Below are 22,834 nucleotides of genomic sequence, written 5' to 3' on the forward strand. Positions count from 1 at the left end.
AACCGGTCAAGAGACTGGCATGCAACCACACCAGAAACCGTTCAGGAAACAGGATGGGGCGACTCGCCACCGGCACGTTTCCAATGATCATTGGTAGCCGTCTGCGACTGACAGGCCAACTATTTTGACACATTGATCGCCAATCAATGCAGTAAAGTTGCAAAGAGGCCATGCCACCTGCGGGCTATGGTTACAGCACTGTTTGCCGATTACTACAGGCCGATAATGGCCACCGAACACACATTGCTCGCCGGGGCACCGCCCAAATTATGGGTGAGGCCAATCGTCGGATTGGCCAATTGCCGATCCCCTGCCCGGCCCTGCAATTGCAGATACATTTCATAGAGCATGCGCAGACCCGATGCCCCAATTGGATGGCCAAAGCATTTAAGGCCGCCATCAATCTGGCACGGCACCGATCCGTCAGAATCATAGAAGCCGTCCATGACATCCTTCCAGCCTTGGCCTTCCGGCGAGATGAACAAATCTTCCATGGTCACAAGCTCGGTCACCGAGAAGCAATCATGCACCTCGATCATCGAGACCTGTTCGCGTGGCCGGTCGATGCCGGCCTCATGATAGGCCTTGCGCGCTGCGATCCGGGCCGTGTGGAAATAAGAACCATCCCATGAATTATGCTGGCTTTCCATGCCGTTGGAGACCGACAATTGCAGGGCTTTGACATAGACAAGATCTTTCTTGCCCAAAGCGCGCGCGATCTCTGGCGTGGTCACGATGGCGGCTGCGGCCCCGTCAGACACCCCGCAGCAATCAAAAAGCCCCAAAGGCTCGGCAATCATTGGCGCACCAATCACTTGTTCTTCTGTGACGATATTGCGCAAATGGGCTTTGGGGTTTTTTGAGCCATTAGCATGGCTCTTCACCGACACATGCGCGATTGCCCGCTTGAGATCCTCGCGTGAGACTTTGTGCTTGGCCCGATAGGCGCTGGCCAATTGGGCAAAATTGCCCGGTGCTGAGCCATTTGGTGCGGTTTGCGGGATATAAGTTCCCATGGTGCCGACCGGCAGGCCGCCATAGCCAGTATCTTTCAACTTCTCCACGCCGACGGCGAGCGCAATATCAGCAGCCCCAGCCGCCACGGCATAGACCGCGCCGCGGAAGGCCTCAGACCCCGATGCACAGAAATTCTCCACCCGGGTTACCGCAATATTGGGCAAGCGAAGGGCAATCGACAGCGGCGTGCCACCCTTGCCCGTGCCAATCTCATCAATATGGGTTGAGAACCAAGCCGCATCCAATTGCGTGGGCTCAATGCCTGCGTCCTTGATGGCTTCCAGATAGGCCTCGACCATCAATTCTTCGGGGCCGCAATCCCACCGCTCACCAAAGCGAGAGCAGCCCATACCGATGACGGCGACTTTGTCACGAATGCCTGTAGCCATGTTCTTGCCTCCCTGAGCGGCAGTATTTTGGCGGACTGTGACGCAGATTTGCTAGGGTTTCAAGCTTATGTTTGGGGCTGTTGGCGGCAGCTTGGGCACGGTACGGTCAAAAAAGGCCAGCGCCTGTGCCCAATCTTGCGAATGAATGCCATGCAGACCTGGCCGCATATAAAAGGCCAATGGGCCAACCTCGGCAGGCTTCGTCAAACTGGTCTGCGCAAATCCGGGTAGGCCATAGAGGCGATAGACCGGATCTGCTCCCATCAGCGCGCGAAAACTACCATGGGGATCACCCCATTGATCACGCCGACCCGTGCCGACCAAGACGGAGCGCGGAGCCAATAATCCGATCAATTGATGCTGGTCGAGGAGGCGGGCGTCAGGCCGGGCCGCCGTTGTGGCATAAACCGGGGCAAACCAATGGGGAAAGCTTGCTGTAATGGCACCAATCGGCTCCCCCACCTCATCCCGGTCGAGTGATGCCCCGCCCGTGCCCGATTGCAAGGCCCATACAGCAACCGGCCGGGGATCAAAGGCGGCGGCCAATAAAGCTGCTTTGCCATGACGGGAATGGCCCCAGAGGAGCATGTGCTCGGGGTCGATACGGGGGTCGGCGGCCAAAACGTCGAGCATACGCGACAGGGTCCACGCCCAGGCTGCGATCGCACCGGTGCGTTGATCAGGCGGTGTGCCGTCCGGGGTCAGCGCCGCCAAATAAGGTTCTGCGATGCCTGGCACATCGGGCACCACGTCGCCTGGATGCCAAGATGCCAAGGCATAGCCGTGCCGGGCTATGGCTTCCCACGGGGGCGAATTGGCGTTTTTGCCGAAGATTGCCTCGACCATGAACGCGGGCAGACCACCGCCACATTCAGGCGGCAAAGGCATGTTCGTGGTGCGAACCTTCAGGGTTTGAGGTTCCGGGGTTTTGGGAAACAGGGCATCATTGCCGCAGAACGTCCCCCCAGCAATGATTGGAAATGGCCCTTTGCCCTTGGGTGTGATCAAAATCATGTCCACCACGGGACGACCGCCGGGCCACGGACCGGGACGGTCTAGGCTCACAGCAAGGGTGATGCGTTCAATCGTGCCAATGGGGCCTTTGGCAGGGGCCTGCAACACAACACGGCTCAGAATGTCCACGCGGGCGGGCGCGGGCATCGCCCCATAGATCTGGCTTTGAAACAGGGTTTTCAGGCGTGGGACGCGGCGGCTTTCCCAATCAGCCCGGCTGGCGACCGCTGCAGTGCCGTCAAGCGGGCCGAGAATGGGTGGAGTCGCGGGGCTGCCGGTAAGTGTGAGGGGAACATTGGGCAGGCGCGTGAGTGCACAACCGCCAAGGACAGTGCCAAGACCTGCAACCAGTCCAAGCATAATCGCCAGAAGCGTTCGACGCATGAGTAAGTCCCGACCTTTCTCAGCCTTTGATACAGGCTACGACATGGTGAACCGGAAAGTTACAGACGCGCGCTTTAAATCACCGAACCGGCACAGCCTTCCAGAAATAACGGGTGAAGCCGCGCCGGTCATCCCATTCTTTAACCCGGAAGGCCATGCGCACCTCTGTGCCACTGTCAATTTCGCCAGGTTCGACATCGGCAATATCCATGAAGATCCGCCCACCCCCGTCAAAATCGATCTGACCATAGTGATTGGGTGGGTTCATGGAATAGGTCAGATAATCGGCTGAATAGGTCAGAATCCGGGCCGCCCGCTCAGCAAACTTATAGGGTTCCTGGGTATCGACTTCAGGCGCATTGGGCGCAACCGAAATCCGGGTTCTGGGATATTGAACCGTGCCGGTGACTTTGCACTTGCCGCCCACCAGACCCAGTATGCCATCATTATAGCGATAAAGCGTGGTCAGCGCGGTCTTATTGTCCTTCTCTGCCCGCATCCCCTTGTCCCACTCAACCAGACCATTGAACACAAGATATTTCATATAACTGGTTTCTTCCTTGCGGTTGGCCAACCAGCCCGACAGGCCTTTGGCTGGTTTGAAAGTGGCAATCTCGTCTGTGACCTTAAACACCAAAGCCTCACAGCCTTGGCCAAATTGGGCCACCAGAATGGTCTGGCCAGGATGGGCTTTTTCAAGAACGCCTGCCAGCATCAGGAGGCCATGGGCACAGCCTGTTTCCCCGACTTGGGCTGCGAGATTATCAACCACCGCTTCTGGTTTCAGGCCAATTTTCTTGGCAAGACCTTCAGCCACACCTTTGAATGTGCTTGGCAAAATGAAATGGTCAATGTGGGCAGGCTCAAGCCCAGCATTGGCCAAAGCGCGCTTAAGAACCGGGGGAACGATCTTTTGAAAACCCTCGTCTCGGATCCAACGCTCTTCCCAATGATAATCGAAATCCTCATCCGATCCCCGGAAATGGTCGACAAAATCAACCGTACTGGCTGCCCCGCCCAGCCATTCGGCCAGAATCTGGTCGCGACCAACCACCATGGCAGCGCCCCCGTCGCCATAGTCAAACTCTTGGGCGGAAACGGCTTTGGGTACGCGCCGATCACCGGCGGCGACCAGAATGGCCGGATGGGCCCCATTGGGTGCGGCTTGGGCCACACAGAGGGCTTGAGCCAGAGCTGTCAGTCCAGCTTTTTGTGACCCTGATATGTCAGCAGCCTGAATAGTGGCATCCAGCGTCAAAGCGGCCTGCACAATCCCCGCATTCAGACGATCTGCGAATGGAGCCGTGGTGGAGGCAAAGTAAAGCGCCTTGATGTGGGAACGGTCATCATCATTGCCCAGCGCGTCACGGGCTGCTTCGACGGCAAACGTGATCGCATCCTCATCCCAATTGCCAAAGGAGCGCTCGCCCTTTGCCTTGCCCATCAGATTGGGTGCAAGCCACGCATTGGCCTGTGCCATGGCTTTTTTCTGCAAGCGCAAGCGGGGCACATAGGCCCCATAAGCCGTGATGCCGATCATGGCGCCAATCTCCCTGAAACTTGTTTTGGTTCTTGTCAGACCCCTTTGTGGCCCGAGGTCGTAACCTTTTCAAGATGGCGGGATCAATTTGGTTAGATTGGCCGCCGCGGGCATGGCGAACTGGCGAAACTTCTTCAAAATGGCCATGCGGGCGCTGTCAGATGGATCGACCGAGGCGATCACTTTGCCAAACCCGTCCAGCCGGGATTCGCGGATCCAGTCGCGCAAGTGCGGGTCCTGGCTCCAGGCCATTTGGTTCATCATATTGCCCAAGACAGCACGGGGATATTGGATCAATTGGCGCGGTAACGGAATGGAGCCGCAGAGGCTATTCTTCTTGGCATCATCATCATAATGGGCCTCAACATAGGCAGTAAGTGCGGCACTAAAGGCCGGTTGAGGAATGCGGATCATTTGCGGCACGATCAGGCCTTCTTGAAAAACCGGCACGGGCGGGCGATCCTCAACCGCGCTGGCCGAGCAATCAATATAGAGCGTGCCGGGGCCGAAGGCTTCCGTCCCCCCTTCCAAACTCACCAGAGTGGGGGAAATGGCGCTGACCCGGCCCTTGCGGATCACTTTTTTGATCCGGGCCAATTGCGCCACCTCACCTTCTGACACGGTGGCATAGCGATGGATTGTCGGGCGCACCATGGGGTCGATCCGCAACATGACACCGCAGGCTTCCAGCCGGTCAAACAGATCATCGACATCTTTGGCCAGTGCACAGGCCTCCATCATATCAGCTTGGCCCTTGATAGTTTCTTCAAAAAACTCAAGCCCGGGCTGGGTCTTGCGTCGATTAAGCAGCCAGGAATCCCGTGGCATGATCCAACTGATGCTGTCAGGGTCAGCCCCCGACGCCAGAAGCCAGCACACAGCATCCATGCCCGTCTTGCCTGCCCCGACAATCACAAAATGCTTGGGCATGTCGGCCCCGCGCTTCCACAAATGCGGCAGACCATTGAGCGGCATGAAGTCCACGCCCGCCTCAATGTGGAATTTGGGCTGATGGGTGGACGGAACCGTCGTGCCGAAATAGGTCGCATCCACCGTCTTCTTGCGGATTTGAATATGGGTTTCTTGGCCTGACAGCAGAGAAACACAAAGACCATCGCCGCGATAATCGGTCATGGGCAGATAGCGGACGCGGCCACTGGGCAGCAGGCGCTGGTTCATCACCTTATCAAAATAGCCGCTGACCTCAGGCCCAGAAGCCAATTCATACAAACCCTTATTGATCCCGCTTTGATCAATCCGATCCTCACCAAGCCGCAGCGAATTCACCCCGTAAAAGGCTGACGGCTGGTGCAATGTCACAAAGCTATAGGCATCATTCCAGTGCCCGCCGGGCTTGCCATGTCGGTCGACAATGGTGATGTGGGCCTTGGTTTCATCGAGCAATGTGTCGGCAAAGGCCAGACCAACGGCCCCAGCCCCCACGATCAAATAATCGGTTTCCATCAATGACCCTTCCTGCGGCACGTCCAGTCCCAATCAGGACAGCTTAGCGACTTGCCGGCAGGATTACCACCAGGGCTTGGCCTTGGCCGTGAAGCCAGCTTGGGCTTCAAGGACGCCTGCCACCGCAAAGACGGTTTCCTCATCCAGCGCCTTGCCAATGACTTGCAGCCCCAAGGGCAGCCCTTGTGCATCCAGCGCGGCGGGGACCGAAATCCCCGGCAGTCCTGCCAAATTGGCCGTCACGGTGAAGACGTCATTGAGGTACATTTGGATCGGGTCGGCGCTCTTCTCACCCAGACCGAAAGCTGCTGACGGGGCTGTCGGGGTCAAAAGCGCATCGCATTTCTGCCAGGCTTGCCGGAAATCCTCTGCAATCCGGCTGCGGACGCGTTGGGCACGCAGATAATAGGCATCATAATAGCCAGCCGACAGCACATAGGTGCCGATCAAAATGCGCCGCTTCACTTCATTGCCGAAACCCTGCGCGCGGCTTTGCTCATAGGTCTCCGTCAATGTGTTGCCTGCCACACGCTTGCCAAAGCGCATGCCATCATAGCGGGCCAAGTTTGAGGAGGCCTCCGCAGGGGCGACGATATAATAGCAAGGCAAGGCGTATTTGGTGTGCGGCAGCGAGACATCAACAATCTCGGCCCCGGCATCTTTAAGCCAGGCAATCCCATCGCTCCACAGCTTCTCAATTGCCTCTGGCATGCCGTCGACGCGATATTCTTTCGGCACCCCAATGCGCAGCCCCTTCACCCCGCGGCTGACGGCGGCGGCAAAATCGGGCACTGGAACCTGCAGGCTGGTGGAATCCTTCGGATCATGGCCGCACATGCTTTCCAAGAGAATGGCGCTGTCGAGCACATTCTTGGCAATCGGGCCTGCTTGATCAAGCGAGCTGGCAAAAGCGACAATGCCATAGCGGCTGGCCCGGCCATAGGTTGGCTTGATGCCAACTGTCCCAGTAAAGGAAGCGGGTTGACGGATCGAGCCACCAGTATCGGTGGCCGTGGCCCCCAAGCACAAATCAGCCGCCACCGCCGCAGCCGATCCACCCGACGAGCCGCCGGGGGTTAGCGCGGCATTGGCCCCGTCTTGGCGCTTCCACGGATTAACGACAGGACCAAAACGGCTGGTTTCATTGGACGAGCCCATGGCAAACTCATCCATATTGAGCTTGCCCAGCATCACAGCCCCATCGCGCCAAAGCTGGCTGGTCACCGTGCTTTCATAGGTTGGCGCAAACTCGCCCAAAATGTTGGAGCAAGCTGTCGCCCGCACACCTTGTGTGCAAAACAAATCCTTGATGCCGAGGGGAATGCCTTCAAGCTTGCCCGCATTGCCCGCTTTCAAGCGCGCATCTGAGGCGGCTGCCATGTCCAACGCCTTTTCGGGCGTGGTCAGCACATAGGCATTGAGACTGGGATTGGCGGCTTCAATCGCTTGGTTGAACGCTGTGGCCAGTTCGACCGCCGAGAAGGCCTTTTTGGCCAGGCCGTCGCGGGCGGCGGCCAATGTCAATTCGGTCAGCTTGCTCATTTATTCCACCACTTTCGGCACAACAAAGAAACCATCAGCGCTTGCTGGCGCATTGGCCACAATGGCAGCAGCCTGGTCACCATCACTGATGACATCCTCACGCAGTGGCAGCGTGGTTTCGACCGCCGAGGTCATGGGCTCCACCCCGTCAATATCAACCTCATTGAGCATGTCGATCCAGCCCAAAATGGTGTTCAATTCCCCTGCCAGCGCTTCCAATCGCTCTTCGGGTTCATGAATGCGCGCCAGCCTCGCGACACGACGCACGGTATTTGCATCTACTGCCATGGAATTAGGGTCCTTGTTGTCGCCCTGTCGCTAGCGACTTAGGCGACCAAGAGCAAGGATTCTGGCCAGTTGCTGCTGGAGGTAAGCTGACACAGAAATCTGCGTGTCTGCGGTCTGAAAAGTTCAGGGAAGTGTGTTGGCCGAAACCACAGCTTGGTCGCGGCACACAAGGCTGCTGAGATTTGTGAGGCTGACATCACTTGGGCAGATTTTCATGTGCTGAGCGTAGGCGTCCTGCGCATCCGACATAGACGAAAACAATACCAAACTACACAGGACGACCCAAAGTGCGGCCGAATGAATTAAATCACGCATAACTAACCTCAAACCCCACTATATTTCCCGACAATCGCTTCTGCTTGGCCCTTCGTTGCAGCGCCAAGCGACGCCTTCTCATACGTCATGGCAATCATGATCTTGAGCCGACACCCACAATTCTACCCAGGGGTAAGTATGCCACCCCCGTCTGTCATTTAAGGTTAGACAAAACCTGCAAAATTGTCATCCCGCACGACTGCATAGCACCATTGTGTGACGCTTTTTTAGGCTTAACCTATGGTCGTTGACTGCTGGATGGTCATGCGTCAGGTAAGTCAGGCTTTTTTTGAGGATGATTCTGTGAATTCTTCCCATCCCGCTTCAACAAAATCCGGCTTTGTCTTTGTTTTTGTGACAATCACACTCGATATGCTCGCTCTGGGCCTCATTGTGCCAGTCTTGCCCAACCTGCTCAAACAAATGACCGGTGGCGATGTTGGCGAGGCAGCCCATATGATTGGCATTTTCGGGCTCTTCTGGGCCTTTATGCAATTTGTTTCTATGCCCATTATGGGTGGGCTCTCAGATCAGATCGGGCGCAAACCCATTCTTCTCATTTCCAACTTTGGGCAGGCAGCGGCCAATTTGATCACGGCATTTGCGCCCAGCTTCTGGGCCTTGTTGTTGGCGCGCACATTGTCCGGAGCGGTAAGCGCTGTGGGGTCGACTGCCAATGCTTATGTAGCTGACACCGAACCGCCTGAAAGCCGGGCGCAGAAATTCGGCATGCTGGGGGCTGCCTTCGGCCTGGGCTTTATTCTGGGCCCTGCGATTGGTGGCTTTCTGGGAAAGATCAACCTGCACCTGCCGTTCTTCGTGGCCGCAGGCCTGTGCACATTCAACGGCTTCTTCGGCCTAATCCTGCTCAAAGAATCGCTCAAGCCGGAACATCGGCGTCCGTTTGACTTGGTTCGGGCAAACCCAATCGGCTCGATCCATTTCCTGTGGACCAATCCACGTATCCTAACTTTGGCGATCATTCGCGGCCTGTGTGATTTTGCCCAAGTGGTTTATCCGACCACATTCGTCCTGTATGGCTTTTATCGTTACGGTTGGGGACCTGACGTGGCAGGCCTAACTTTGGGACTGGTGGGTTTAAGTTCAGCCATCGTGCAAGGTGGGTTGGTTGGCCCCATCATCCGAAAATTGGGGGAAGTCTCGACCTTGGTATTGGGACTTATTCTGGGGGCCTTGGGCTATGGCCTCTATGCGTGGGCACCCAATCAATATGTGTTGTGGATGTGCGTGCCCATTGCCTCGCTCGCGGGCATTTATGGCGCAGCCATTCAATCCTTGCTGACCCGTCAGATTGGACCAGACGAACAAGGCCGCCTGCAAGGCGCTATCGGGGCTGTTCAAGCTGGCACAAGCATGGTTGGCCCGATTGTCTTTACTGCGATATTTGCTTGGTCAATTGCCGCCGATCGCGCGACTACCCTGCCCGGCCTTGCATTAGGCTTGTCCTGTATTTGCCTGATCATTGCGACCCTGATCGCACTTACCAGTGCGCGCCAATTCAGGGCCGATCAGGCCTTGGCGCAATCCTAGGCCAGATTCTCATCCCCGCTGGAGTGAAGCGGAGAGCGGGGACCTTTTTGTGTATTAGCTTCATGAGATCCCGGATCGGCTACCGCCGTCCGGGATGACTGAGGTTTGTTGATTTCCATTTGGAACCGTTTGGTGAAACCTGTGTTTCACCAAAACGGCTCAGCTAGTTTGAGCGCGACATCTGGGTCGTCAAGTGCGCAGCTTTGCTGCGTCGCGGTGCGATCGGTTTTCGAAGAAAACCGACACTTGACCACCCAGGTGTCGCAAGAACAATTGAGGTTGCGGTTTGGTGACCAGAATGGGCACCAAAGCGCTTCGAGACAAAAATCTTCTCTAAACGATGTCATCCCCGCCGAAGCGCAGCGAAGAGCGGGGACCTCCTTATGCATGTGCACCACAAGGTCCCGGATCGGCTTCGCCGTCCGGGATGACACCGCTATGTATAATTTAACTTTTTTAACAATGTCATCCCCGCCGGAGCGAAGCGCAGAGCGGGGACCTCCATGCGCATGTGCGCCACAAGGTCCCGGATCGGCTGCGCCGTCCGGGATGACACCGCTATGTATAATTTAACTTTTTTAACAATGTCATCCCCGCCGAAGCGCAGCGAAGAGCGGGGACCTGCTTACGCTTTTGCGGCACAAGATCCCGGATCGGCTACCGCCGTCCGGGATGACACCCATTTATAAATGCAACCAACTCCAAACGATGTCATCCCCGCCGAAGCGAAGCGAAGAGCGGGGACCTCCATGCGCACGTGCGGCACAAGGTCCCGGATCGGCTTCGCCGTCCGGGATGACACCCATTTATAAATGCAACCAACTCTAAACGATGTCATCCCCGCCGAAGCGCAGCGCAGAGCGGGGACCTCCATACGCACGTGCGCCACAAGGTCCCGGATTGGCTATCGCCGTCCGGGATGACAGCGAGGTGGGTGGGGGGGAGATCGTTCCAATCTATCCCACCGCACAACATCCCAGCCATGATGGTGTGATGGCCTTCTCGCTTGCCCCCTTTGCCTTTGTGCTGTCCTTGGCCTTGCAGCTGCATAGCCATGTCTTGGCAAAGGACAATCTGTGGGAACGGCCACACTTTGTGCGCAAGGCGGTGGCCGCACGTTTGCGGGCGGGGGTGCGCGCGTTGGAGGCCTTCTTGCGCCGGATATTGATCCTGATGGCGCTTGATCTGGAGCATGAATTGGTCGCCAAGCCGCAGGTTGAAAACCTGCGCCGCAAGAAGGCGCGCAAACCTTCTGTTCGCACGCCAGGTTTTCGGGTGTTTCCGGCCCCGTTTCTGCCCCATCCGGACACGCTCTCCCAGCGGTTTGAGGCGCTGGACAGGGCCATCACAGGCCAAGCCCGGCCCTTTTACTTTGCCCCCGCCCCTGTACCCATCGGCCACTGGTTGCGGCGCTTGGACTTGCTGCAGGCCATCGCCACCGACCCCCAGGCCAAGGCCAAGCGCTTGGCCTTCTCCCTCGCACGCCGCCGTCCCGGCCCCATGCTTGCCCCTGAAGAGCGACCCCGCATCATGGCCCGACGCGGCCATGAAATCAGCGCCACCTTCGATGCCATGGGCTTTCAGATCACCCAGAAAAGCCGAAGTCGTCCCCCGCCCTTACCCCCACCCCGCCGCTGGCCAGTACCCATGATCACCTTATTGTAGCTGTGACCCTGCTTTGGTGTTCAAGCGGGGGTGGGGGTGTTGGGTTTAGGGCAACTGAGGCCGCTGGCACCAGCGGACGCGCGGCTAAAGCTTGATCGCCAAAGCGCGCATATACATGTCGGGGTCGACATTCCCGCCACTGGCTGTGACCGCAATCGTCTTGCCTTTGGCCGCAATCTTGCCCGTCAGCACGGCTGCCAAGGCCGCTGCACCGCCGGGCTCAATCACAATGCGCAGATGTTTAAACGCAAAGGCCATAGCATGCAGCACATCATCATCTGTAACCACAACACCTTTTGTCCCGACCCGAGCGAGTATCTCAAACGTCAATTCCCCGGGCTGTTGGGTCATCAGGGCGTCTTGGATGCTGCGGGTGCCTGGTTCATTCGATACGCGGTGCCCAGCAGCAAGCGAGCGGGTCAGATCATCATGGGAAAAGGGCTCAGCCCCGTAAAGCTGGGTAGATGGGGTGAGTTCTTCCAACACAAGGCCGATGCCGGCAGCAAATCCGCCCCCGCTGGCACATACAACCAAACCATCAAGCTCAAGACCAAGTGCATTGACCTCACGCACAATCTCAAGCCCACAGGTTCCCTGTCCGGCAATGACATCAGGATGATCAAATGGTGGTACCAGGGTTGCTCCCGTGCGACTGGCAATTTCTTCTCCAATTGCCTCGCGGCTTTCCAGCACACGATCATAGGTCACAATGGTGCCGCCATCTGCCTCCACGGCGGCAAGTTTGCTTTTGGGAGCGTCAGACGGCACCACAATCGTGGCGGCCATGCCCAGATGGCGGGCGACATAGGCAATGCCTTGGGCGTGATTGCCGGAAGAAAATGCCACCACGCCTTTGGCGCGCTCAGCCGGAGGAATTTTGAGGAGCGCATTGGCTGCGCCTCTGATCTTGAAGGCACCGCGCGGTTGCAGACATTCAGCTTTGACAAAAATCTGGCCGCCCGTGGCCTGATCCAGCGCATCAGCACGTAAAAGCGGGGTTTCAAGCGCCAGGGGCCTGATCCGGCGATCAGCTTCTAGCACATCAGCAAAAGTTGGAAGGTCCATGTTTCTTCCCTCTCCTGCTTGAGCCACACGGTCAAGTCCTTGGTTTAGCCCGGCTTGTGGGTTGCGCAGTCGCGGGATCTTCTGGCCAGACATGGCGGGGGTAGCGCGCCTTCATATCTTTGCGCACATCCAGCCAGCCCGCACGCCAGAATTGCGGCAGATTGGCAGTGACTGCGATGGGCCGATGGGCAGGCGATAACAATTGGAATACCAGCGCCACGCGGCCATTCTCCAGCATGGGATGGGTTGTCAATCCATATAATTCCTGGACGCGAACATCGACTGTCGGGCCTTGTTCGGCACTATAATCAATGCGATGGCGGGTCGCGAGCGGGGTTTCGAAATGGCTGGGCGCTGCCTTGTCAAGCGCTTGGCATCCGGCCCAGCCCAGCCACATCTCCAGCGCGGCCGCCACGTCGACCTCCCCCAAGGCGCGACAACCGACCAAAGCTGGTGCTAGCCACTGGGCAAGGTCCTCCACCAACCCGTCGGGGCGGCCTTGGGGCCAAGTGTCTGGGTCACGATCATGCAGCCAGCTTAGGCGCTGGCGCAGGGCGCGGGCACGATCTGACCAAGGTAAAAGCTCAAGTCCATGTGTCCTTACAGCATCAAATAGACCAGCCTCAATCTCATCGGAAGCCAGCTGGATTGGCCGCTCTTCCAGCACGATGGCCCCCAATCGCCGTTGATGGCGGCCCTGCACACTGCCACGATTACGGTCAAATTGGACCATGTTTTGGGTGGTGATCTCAGCAGCAAAAAGAGCCTCAAGATCAGCGCGGTCCAGATGGGCGGCCTCACTGATGCGGGCATTTGCCGCTTTACCCTGCAACGTGCCGACTGCCAGAAATGCGTGAGCGGCCAGTGCCTCTTCGGCCGGGATCTCGCCGCCACTCCCATTTGCCAGAATGAAGCCACCGCGCCGGTCACGGGCTTTGGCAACCCGTTCCGGATAGGCAAGCGCCAGCGCCATCCCCACCATTGCTGGCGCTATATCCTCGGCTGCTGCGACATGGCGGGCCCAGCCCTCGGCCTGCTGACGGGCTTTTTCAGCGCGCGGGGAACGGTCGCGGGCGAGGTTTAGGAGCCGCTGCTCAAGATCAATCATCTGCCCGCCCAAACCCCGTTCACTCAAGAGGGCTGCAACATGAGCTGCAGTCCGGCCAAAACCATGTTCCGCCCCGCGCACAATCATATGGGCCAGCCTCGGAGGCAAACCGAAACCGGCCAAAGCACGACCATGATCGGTCAGCATTGGCCGCTGCCCCTCGCTTAAGGCGTCAAGCTGGGTCAGAAGCCTTACACCCTCCTGCCAAGCAGGCCGTGGCGGGTGGTCGAGCCAGGACAGACTGGCTGGATCATGGACGCCATAAGCCGATAAGGTCAGGACCAATGGGGCAAGATCGGCTTCGAGAATTTCGGGGCGATCATAGGCCGGGAATGCACCCATTTCGGCTTCTTCCCATAACCGATAACATTGTCCGGGCGCAGTACGTCCCGCCCGTCCCCGCCTCTGGTCACTTGCTGCCCGACTGGAACGGACTGTCACCAAACGGGTCAGCCCCGATTCGGGCTCATAGGTCGGACGACGCGACAGGCCTGCATCTACGACAATCTGTACCCCATCGATGGTGAGGCTGGTCTCGGCAATCGCTGTGGACAAGATGATTTTGCGCCTCCCAGCACCAGCCCTTTTCAAGGCTTGGTCTTGGTCGGCCAGACTCAAACTGCCGTGCAGGCTGACAACCAAGGGCCCGTCGGAGCCAGTCCGGCCGGCCAAAAACTCCGCCGCCCGACTGATTTCTGCGGTGCCGGGCAGAAAAACCAACACATCACCCGGGCCTCTTCCCAGAGCACGCAGGGCTGTTTGAGCCGCCTGCACCTCAATGGGGCTGTCGAGGTTGCGACCGACATATAGTGTCTCAATCGGGAACAAGCGCCCTAAGCTTTCGATAATGTGCGCACCGCCCAATTGCGCTGCCAGTCGACCTGCTTCAAGTGTCGCAGACATGGCCAGCAGGCGCAGATCTTCTCGCAAACCCGACTGGATATCCAGCGCCAGCGCCAAGCCAACATCGGCTTCCAAATGCCGCTCGTGGATTTCGTCAAACACGACAGCTCCGACATCTGCCAACTCAGGGTCTGACAGCATCCGACGGGTCAAAATGCCCTCGGTGATGACTTCAATACGGGTCCGGGCTGAGACTTTCTGGTCAAGGCGTACGCGGTAGCCCACGGTTTGTCCGACTGGCTCTCCCAAGAGCGCAGCCATCCGGCTTGCCGCAGCCCTTGCTGCCAATCGCCGCGGAGCCAAAAGAAGGATTTTGCGCCCATCAAGCCAAGGTTGATCAAGCAGGGCCAGCGGTACGGTGGTGGTTTTCCCAGCCCCCGGCGGAGCCACCAAGACAGCCTTGTTAAATGTGGCCAGAGCAGCCATTAGCTGGCCCAAAACCGCAACAACCGGCAAGTCTTGCGGGATCACCGCCATAGGACTGACCTAGTCGGCGTCGGGGTCAGAAGCCACGCCCACACGTTGGGCCAGCGAGGCTGCCATAAACATGTCTAAGTCACCATCCAGCACGCCGGATGTGTCGGAGGTTTCAACCCCGGTGCGCAAGTCTTTCACCATCTGATAGGGCTGGAGCACATAGGATCTGATTTGATGGCCCCAACCAATATCTGTCTTTTGATCTTCCAGCGCGTTGGCGGCAGCTTCGCGCTTTTGCAATTCCAGTTCATACAATCGCGCGCGCAGCATTTTCCAAGCAATGTCTCGGTTTTTGTGTTGGCTGCGCTCTTGCTGCGAGGCACACGCAATGCCGGTCGGCAAGTGGGTGATACGCACCGCAGAGTCAGTCTTGTTAACGTGCTGCCCCCCTGCCCCTGAAGCCCGATAGGTGTCGATCCGCACGTCCTTCTCGGGAATATCAATGACGATCGCATCATCCACCACCGGATAGACCCAGACGCTGGAAAAGCTGGTGTGGCGCTTGGCGGCACTGTCAAACGGGGAAATCCGGACCAAACGATGCACGCCCGATTCGGTCTTGAGCCAGCCAAAAGCATTTTCGCCCTTGATCAACAATGTCGAGGATTTGATCCCTGCTTCTTCACCCGGGCTTTCTTCGATCTCCTCAACCGTCATCCCGCGACTTTGCGCCCAACGCGCATACATACGCCTCAAGATACTTGCCCAATCCTGACTTTCGGTTCCCCCGGCCCCGGCATTGATTTCCAGATAGGCATCATTGCCATCGGCTTCACCCGAGAGCAGGGCTTCCAACTCCGCCCGGTCAGCGCGCGCTTTGGCGTCAGCCAAACCCTTGCGCGCTTCTTCAATCATATCCTCATCACCTTCGGCTTCGGCCATTTCGGCCAGCTCAACATGATCGGATAAGTCCCGTTCCAATTGCTTGACAGCTTCGACCGCTGCCTGGACGCGATTGCGCTCACGCATCAGGGTTTGGGCTTCTTGGGGATTATTCCACAGATCAGGGCTTTCACTGAGGGCATCAAGCTCATCAAGGCGGCGCAATGCAACATCCCAATCAAGTCGGCGGCGCAAGAGCGCGACCGACTTGGTAATGTCCCGACTGAGCGCTTCAAGTTCGGCGCGCATCAAATTTCTCCACATCCATTTCCGCCAAAGGCGGACATAAGCAAGCCCGATCTGTCCGTCCAGACGGGAATAAAGGGTAGTATTGAGGGTGTCAGCCTTCTTGGTCGGTTGGCGGGGCACCGGTTGACGGCGGCGGCGCTTCTTCAATCACCGCTGGGGCAGTGGCCGGCACACCAGCCGCCTTAACAGGCTCAATCCTTGGCACAGCAGATGGAACAGGCGACGGCAGCGCGCTGGAAGGCTTGTTCCCCAATCCCGTCAACACATTCATCCGTGCTTCGGCTTCAATCTCACGCTTCACTTCAGGGGAGACCACAAATTCCTCCACCGGACGGCCTGCATGGGCTTGGGTCATATATTGCTTGAAGATTGGCCCGGCCACCGGCCCACCTGAGGCCCCTTCATAAATGGTACGTGGCAGGTCATAGCCAACATAGACACCCGTGGCGATCGACGGGGAAAAGCCAACAAACCAAGCATCCTTATAGTCACTCGTGGTCCCGGTCTTTCCTGCAACCGGACGACCGATATCGGCTCCACGCCCAGTCCCGCGCAAGACCACATCTTGCAGAATACTGGTCATTTCCCACGCGGTGCGCGGCGACACCACCTGGACGCCCCAGGGCTCCATCCGCGGCGGACCCTGTTCAAGATTTAAGGCACCCTCGCAGGCCAGACACGAACGACGGTCCGAGCGCCACACGGTTTTGCCTCGGGGGTCTTGCAACCGGTCATAGAAGACAGGAGGGATATAGCGCCCCCCGTTGGGGAAAACTGCAAAAGCCGAGGTCAGCCGCAGCACAGTGGTTTCCCCTGCCCCCAAAGCCATGGTTAAATCATTGGGTAAATCGTCATACACGCCAAAACGGCGGGCATAATCGGCCACGCGCCGCATGCCGATGCGTCGTGCGATGCGCACCGTCACCGTATTGCGCGACATCACCAAGGCCTGACGCAAAGTCATGACACCATAAAAGCGGCGGTCAGCATTTTCAGGGCTCCACCCGCCGCCTTCGATCTTTTCGTCCGAAATCTCGGTATCGGGCGTCAAACCTTGCTCAAGCGCTGCAGCGTAAATGATCGGCTTGAAAGAAGAGCCAGGCTGGCGCTTGGCCTGGGTTGCGCGGTTAAAGCCTGAATCTTCAACATCAAGGCCGCCAGCCATGGCGATGACTGCTCCGGTATGGACATCAATCGACACCAAAGCGCCTTGGATTCCCTGATGGCGTTGCAATTGAAGTGTACCATCATCGCGGCGGCCGAGCCACACCAAAGCCCCATCACTCAAGGGTTTGGCCGAACGCAGCGCCCAATCTTTATCGGCCTGTGGAATAGCCACTTTGGTCCCATTGGTGAGACCGAAAGATTGCGCATCATCGAGCACAATCCCCAGAACGGCGCTCGGATCTGGCCGCCAATAGCGTGCCTTTGCCAGACGGCTGGCCCAGTCTCCACTGACGCGCATCATGCCCACCGGCCCAGTAAAGCCGCGAGCTCTGCGAGGATCAAGGCGATTGAGACTGGCAGCTAAAGCCTCACGGGCATATTTCTGCTTGTCCAAATCCACCGTGGAACGAATAATGAAGCCGCGCGAATAAGGTGCGTCCTTGCCAAAACGGCGGATCAAATCGCGGCGAACTTCTTCGACAAATTCACCCGCTTCCGGATCAGTCCAACTGCCGCGAGGGTTTGGATTGACTGTCAGAGGTTCAGCCAAGGCCGCGCTGGCCTGCTGAGCGGTAATGAAGCCATTCTTGGCCATCTGGCCGATCACCCAATTGCGCCGTGCCAACGCCCGATCCATATGCCGCAACGGGTTGTAATTATTGGGTCCTTTGGGCAAGGCCCCCAGATAGGCGGCTTGAGCAATCGTCAGATCGCGTACATCCCTGCCAAAATAAGTCTGAGCGGCAGCTTGGACGCCGTAGGAACGGAAACCCAAAAAGATTTGATTGACATAGACTTCCATGATTTGGTCCTTGGTCAGGACCTCTTCAATGCGGATTGACACCAGACCTTCGCGGATCTTGGCCAAAATCTTGTCTAAAGTGGAGCCCTTGGCTGCATCCAAAAGCAAGACGTTTTCGGCAACCTGCTGGGTGATGGTCGATGCCCCCTGCATCCGACGTTCACCCAAATTGGAAATGTTGAACACAACAGCCCGAGCGACCCCCATTAAATCGACACCGGAATGGGAGTAAAAGTCCTTGTCCTCGGCTGCCATAAAGGCGGCAATCACATGGTCGGGGACCTGTTCAATCGGAATGTAGGAACGGTTTTGGCGCGCAAACAAGCCAATCTGACGACCATCTGAAGAATAAATGGTGCTGGATACAGCTGGCTGGTAATTTGCCAGTTTCTGGTGGTCGGGCAAACCATGCAAAGCCATTTGCACCAGGATGATCGCACCGATCACACCTGCTGCAATGCCGACCAAAACGGTCAGGGCCATGATTTTCAAATAGACACGCATTGTCCACTGATCCGTTATGGGCTGATGTGCCGCCGACTCCTGCCCCTTATGGCCTGCTTGGAAGCCAAGTTAAAGCGGACAAATCCAGTAGAAGTGCCACCGATATCTTACCACCCGACATCAGGCGCTTGGCTGGATTATTTTGCGCCCGACCCTGTGACAACCTGTACACGGTCGAAATAATCGCTGATCGCTTTGGCGGTTGCGGCCATTTGGCGACTACGGAATTGGGGATTGGCCAATCGCGCTTCGTCCTCAGGGTGGGACATAAAGCCCATTTCAAGCAGAACCGCCGGAACCCGTGGCGAGAGCAGAACGAAGAAGCCCGCACGCCGGTGAGACGTTTGGGTCACCGGGCCAATCCGGCGGATTTCCCCGATCAAAGACTGGCCGAAGATTGCCGATTGGTTTTTGGTGTCACGCTGGGTTAGATCGCGCAGAATCTCGATAACGGACTTGTCACTGGTTTGATTGGGCGGCGCAATTGACCAATTGTCATTATTGAGAAGCTGGCGGGCCCTTTGCCCCCCCGCCTCAGACAATGTGTAGACGGTCGCCCCCACCGCACGGGACCCTGCCGGAGCTGAATCGGCGTGAAGCGAAATAAACAAATCCGCCCGGCGGTCGCGTGCAATTAGAATGCGGCGCTCAAGAGTTAAAAAGACATCCGTATCGCGGGTCAGTATGACATCAAACCGCCGGTCGCGTTTGAGGTAATCGCGTAACAACAGCGCGCTGGCCAAAGTGACTTCTTTCTCATACAGCGCGCCAGAAATCCCTGTCGCGCCGGGGTCTTTGCCGCCATGACCAGGATCAATCACCACCACAAAGCGGCGCCCGGCTGTTCCAGGGCGAATAGGGCTTGGAACGGTCTGCGCCTTTTCCACCACTTTGGGCTTGGGAGGTGGGGCTGCGGTAACAAAAGTCTTCGGATTGGTTGGCACCAATTCAAGCCGCAACTGGCGGCCACCCAGGACGCCAACAATCTCCTGTTTGCGAACCCGCATAGGCCCCGTGAGGTCCAGAACAATGCGCGATTCGGTTTGAGACTTGTCGGCAAAGCGGATCTGGGAAATGCCACCTTGGCCAACCAGCACCCCAGACTTGCCATTGCCAAGGCCCCAATTCACACGCGGCATGTCAATGACGATTCGAGGTGACGGACTTGAGAGGGCAAACAGACGATAGGTGATATTCTGGTCGAGCCTGATGCTCAACACCGTTGCATCTGTGGTTTGGCTGGTCTCGATCGCGCTCACGCGGGCCATGTTGCGATTGGCCGGGGCGTTAGAAACCTGGGCCTGAGCCTGACCATTTCTGACTGCGCTTGCACGCTCTGAACCGGACCAGAGGCCGACATTGGCCCAACCAAGCGTGAGGGATGCCAGCACCAAGCCTAAAACAGCAACAAGCCCCCATCGATGCCAAGAAGCGGACGGGCGGCGCACTGCGCGTAAGAGGGCGGCGAACACCCTTTGATAAGACAAAATCTTCATAGAAGGTCTGGCTGCCGAATCCGTGCTGAAATAGGCCAGACTTGATACCTCTAACCCGACGGATATGTCCAATGTGGAATCAGAGAGCAAGTCGTGCTTTCTTTTCACACCGAAGTGAGGCAGTGTAGGCGGCGATGAGAAGTGGATCGTAATGGGTCTGCATCTTATTGTCTTTTTGGAACCGGATTTGCGCGCAAGAACGCCAAATCCAGACCAGTTCACGCAATGTGCCTTCGGGCATATTCTTAAGTCGGGACGCTCTGCGGCGATGACAGTACGGGCCACTCTTGTTGAAGAGTTCTGGGTCTCCAGGCACATGATGGGGCAAGCTGCCCCCCCATGCCGGCCACTCGGAAGCGGCTTGCTGACTGCTTTTCCATCGCGCTTCGTTCAGCGCCGACGTTTACCCCTAACCCTATCATATTCGCGCTTACCAACCGGGAGACGACGCCACTGCGTTGCCCAGCGGTCGGGACTGTGCGCTGGAGCTTTTACCTATGTCCAAAACAATGCTGATCGACGCGGCTCACCCGGAGGAAACCCGGGTCGTCGTGCTCGCGGGAAACCAGATCGACGACTTCGACTTTGAGTCCGCTTCCAAGAAGCAAATTCGTGGAAATATCTATCTTGCCAAAGTAACCCGGGTTGAACCCTCGCTTCAGGCCGGCTTTGTCGAATATGGTGGTAATCGTCATGGCTTTCTGGCCTTCGGCGAAATCCATCCCGACTATTATCAGATTCCAGCAGCAGACCGCGAAGCGATTCTGGCCGAAGAAGCGGCCCAAGCCGCACTGGATGAGGAAAGCGATGGCGATGACGAGCAGGTGCGCGCCCGTCGCGCGGCACAACGTCGGTATAAAATCCAGGAAGTCATTCGCCGTCGCCAAATTATGCTGGTTCAAGCCGTCAAGGAAGAACGAGGCAATAAGGGCGCGGCGCTAACCACCTATCTGTCGCTGGCCGGTCGTTACTGCGTCTTGATGCCCAACACACCTCGTGGGGGCGGCATTTCACGCAAGATTACCGCAGCCGGTGACCGCAAGCGCTTGAAGTCCGTCATTTCGGAGTTGGAAGTCCCCAAAGGCATGGGCTTGATCATCCGCACGGCGGGGGCCAAGCGCACCAAAACCGAGATCAAGCGCGACTATGAATATTTGCTGCGCCTTTGGGACGATATCCGCGACCGGACGATGAAGTCGATCGCCCCGGCGCTGATCCATGAAGAAGACAATTTGGTCAAGCGCGCGGTCCGAGACCTGTATGATAAGGATGTCGACGCCATCTTGGTTGAGGGCGAAGAAGCCTATCGCGAGGCCAAAGACTTCATCAAAATGCTGATGCCGAGCCACGCCAAGAAAGTGCAGCAATACAAGGCCGCCACGCCCTTGTTTTCGCGCATGAAGGTGGAAAGCCAACTTGAGAACATCCACTCACCCGTCGTGCAATTGCGTTCGGGTGGCTATATCGTGATCAATCAAACCGAAGCCTTGGTTGCGATTGACGTCAATTCGGGCCGTTCCACGCGGGAGCGGTCTATCGAATCCACCGCACTCAAGACCAATCTGGAAGCTGCCGAGGAAGCCGCCCGCCAGATGCGTCTGCGCGATCTGGCTGGTTTGGTAGTGGTTGACTTCATCGACATGGAAGAAAGCCGCAATGACCGTGCGGTGGAAAAGCGGATGAAGGATGCATTGCGCTTTGACCGCGCCCGCGTCCAGATGGGCAAGATTTCCGGCTTTGGCCTTTTGGAAATCTCCCGCCAGCGTCGCCGAACAGGGGTATTGGAGGGCTCCAGCCACGTCTGCCCGACCTGTGAAGGGACAGGGCGGGTCCGCTCACCCGAGTCCGCCAGCCTGCAAGCCTTGCGTGCTGTTGAAGCCGCTGTTGCCAGCCGTCAAGGCAGCGAAATTGCATTGCATGCCGACATCCAGACCGCGCTCTATTTATTGAATGAGAAGCGCGATCACTTGTCACGTTTGATGCAGGAGCGTGGCTTGGTGGTTCGGGTCTTTGCGGAATCGGACATGAATCCTGGTCAATTCCGTTTTGAAATCATCGATCTTGGCGAGGAAATGCCCGAGGATGATTTCGTGCCGGTCTATGTAAAAATCGACGAACCGGCTGACGAGGATGAGGAAATCATCAGCGAGGATGATGATGACGCTGAAGCTGAGTCAGAGTCTGACGAGGATGAGGCCGTGTCAAGTCGCGAAACCGGCGAAGCGGAGGGTGGTCGCGAAGGCGGCAAACGCCGTCGTCGTCGTCGCCGTGGTGGCCGTCGCGAAGAAGCACCAGAGACCGAAGAAGCGGCTGAGGCCAGCGAGGGCGACGAGGCTGCCGGGGATAGCGAGGATGCACCGCTGGAAGGCGAAACCCCCGCTGAAACACAAGCCCGACGTCGCCGCCGCCGCGGCCGCCGGGGTGGACGGCGTCGGCGCGAGGGTGAGGCTCAACGTATGTCTCAAGCCGACGGCGATGAGGCCGCACCGGCTGAAATTGCCGGGATGGAGACAATTGATCTGCCCGAGAGTGCGGTCGAGGTCTCGGTTCCGTTCGACGCGGTGATCGCACCGTTGCCGGAAGCTGAAGCACCAGCCAAGCGTAAGCGACCAGGCCGGAAAAAGGCAGCAGAGGCTGAAGCCACCCCTGCCCCAGAAGACGCTGCACCAGCTGCAGAAGTAATTGCGGATGTGGCTGAACCTGTGGCTGTTGAAGAAGCTCCCAAGTCGAAAAAGGCACCCGCTAAGCGGGCGACAAAGGCGGCAAAGGCAAAGTCGGAGGATTCAGCCCCCGCTCCAACCACGAGCGATGCTGCGCCCGAAGCTTTACCCCCGGAAACACCAATTGTTGAGGCGCCTGCCGCAGAACCGGTCGAAGAAGCCCCACCGGGTCCTCGCCGGACCGGCTGGTGGTCACGCAATGCCCAAAAGCTGTTCGGCAAATAGACCGTTCTGGAGAAGGTCATGACAGGCGGCCAGATTCCGGTTTCGGGGTCTGGCCGTTTGTGGTTAT

The 22,834-nt window shown here is 57.7% G+C and carries 14 protein-coding genes; 3 read left to right on the top strand and 11 right to left on the bottom strand.

Annotated elements, in window-relative coordinates:
- Nucleotides 1–212: 212 nt before the first annotated feature.
- The 6 genes from PbB2_RS10070 to gatC form a co-directional block, all read right to left on the bottom strand.
- Complete coding sequence (locus tag PbB2_RS10070) at nt 213–1,406, bottom strand: acetyl-CoA acetyltransferase (protein ID WP_108985202.1); 1,194 nt, start codon at nt 1,404–1,406, stop codon at nt 213–215.
- 51 nt (nt 1,407–1,457) lie between these two features.
- Nucleotides 1,458–2,804: a glucuronyl esterase domain-containing protein gene (locus tag PbB2_RS10075; RefSeq protein WP_108985203.1), complete on the bottom strand. Its 1,347-nt coding sequence runs from the start codon at nt 2,802–2,804 to the stop codon at nt 1,458–1,460.
- Between the two features lie 79 nt (nt 2,805–2,883).
- Nucleotides 2,884–4,344, bottom strand: a complete 1,461-nt coding sequence (locus tag PbB2_RS10080; RefSeq protein ID WP_108985204.1) for a hydroxymethylglutaryl-CoA synthase family protein — start codon at nt 4,342–4,344, stop codon at nt 2,884–2,886.
- 69 nt (nt 4,345–4,413) lie between these two features.
- The gene (locus PbB2_RS10085; protein ID WP_108985205.1) at nt 4,414–5,808 is read right to left on the bottom strand and encodes an NAD(P)-binding protein; all 1,395 of its coding nucleotides are present in this window, start codon (nt 5,806–5,808) and stop codon (nt 4,414–4,416) included.
- Between the two features lie 63 nt (nt 5,809–5,871).
- Entirely contained in the window at nt 5,872–7,350 is a 1,479-nt protein-coding gene (gene gatA, locus PbB2_RS10090; protein WP_108985206.1) for an Asp-tRNA(Asn)/Glu-tRNA(Gln) amidotransferase subunit GatA, read from the bottom strand.
- Nucleotides 7,351–7,638, bottom strand: coding sequence for an Asp-tRNA(Asn)/Glu-tRNA(Gln) amidotransferase subunit GatC (gene gatC / locus PbB2_RS10095; protein WP_108985207.1), 288 nt, complete (start codon nt 7,636–7,638; stop codon nt 7,351–7,353).
- Nucleotides 7,639–8,217: 579 nt separating this feature from the next.
- On the opposite strand from gatC, the gene PbB2_RS10100 reads away from it, so the two are divergent.
- On the top strand, nt 8,218–9,504 hold the full coding sequence (locus tag PbB2_RS10100; protein WP_192576283.1) for a TCR/Tet family MFS transporter: 1,287 nt from the start codon (nt 8,218–8,220) through the stop codon (nt 9,502–9,504).
- Nucleotides 9,505–10,335: 831 nt separating this feature from the next.
- Nucleotides 10,336–11,169, top strand: coding sequence for a hypothetical protein (locus PbB2_RS10105; RefSeq protein ID WP_133245778.1), 834 nt, complete (start codon nt 10,336–10,338; stop codon nt 11,167–11,169).
- Between the two features lie 84 nt (nt 11,170–11,253).
- Here PbB2_RS10105 and PbB2_RS10110 read toward each other — a convergent pair whose 3' ends face one another.
- The 5 genes from PbB2_RS10110 to PbB2_RS10130 all read right to left on the bottom strand — a co-directional run bounded on the left by PbB2_RS10110 (nt 11,254) and on the right by PbB2_RS10130 (nt 19,717).
- Nucleotides 11,254–12,234 carry a threonine ammonia-lyase gene (locus PbB2_RS10110; protein ID WP_108985210.1) on the bottom strand — a complete coding sequence of 327 codons (981 nt, stop codon included), beginning with the start codon at nt 12,232–12,234 and terminating at the stop codon, nt 11,254–11,256.
- A 31-nt stretch (nt 12,235–12,265) separates the two neighbouring features.
- Complete coding sequence (gene hrpB / locus PbB2_RS10115; protein ID WP_108985211.1) at nt 12,266–14,722, bottom strand: ATP-dependent helicase HrpB; 2,457 nt, start codon at nt 14,720–14,722, stop codon at nt 12,266–12,268.
- Between the two features lie 9 nt (nt 14,723–14,731).
- A complete protein-coding gene (gene prfB, locus PbB2_RS10120) occupies nt 14,732–15,853 on the bottom strand; it encodes a peptide chain release factor 2 (RefSeq protein ID WP_108985406.1) in 1,122 nt (373 codons plus the stop codon).
- A 91-nt stretch (nt 15,854–15,944) separates the two neighbouring features.
- Nucleotides 15,945–18,326 (bottom strand): penicillin-binding protein 1A, encoded by a 2,382-nt coding sequence (locus PbB2_RS10125; protein WP_108985212.1) that lies wholly within the window; start codon nt 18,324–18,326, stop codon nt 15,945–15,947.
- Nucleotides 18,327–18,463: 137 nt separating this feature from the next.
- Entirely contained in the window at nt 18,464–19,717 is a 1,254-nt protein-coding gene (locus PbB2_RS10130; RefSeq protein WP_238164962.1) for an N-acetylmuramoyl-L-alanine amidase, read from the bottom strand.
- Between the two features lie 602 nt (nt 19,718–20,319).
- Here PbB2_RS10130 and PbB2_RS10135 point away from each other — a divergent pair.
- A complete protein-coding gene (locus tag PbB2_RS10135) occupies nt 20,320–22,767 on the top strand; it encodes an Rne/Rng family ribonuclease (RefSeq protein WP_108985214.1) in 2,448 nt (815 codons plus the stop codon).
- The last annotated feature ends 67 nt before the right edge of the window (nt 22,768–22,834 follow it).

Source organism: Candidatus Phycosocius bacilliformis (assembly GCF_003112735.1).
In the GTDB taxonomy this organism is placed as follows: Bacteria; Pseudomonadota; Alphaproteobacteria; order Caulobacterales; family Aquidulcibacteraceae; genus Aquidulcibacter; species Aquidulcibacter bacilliformis.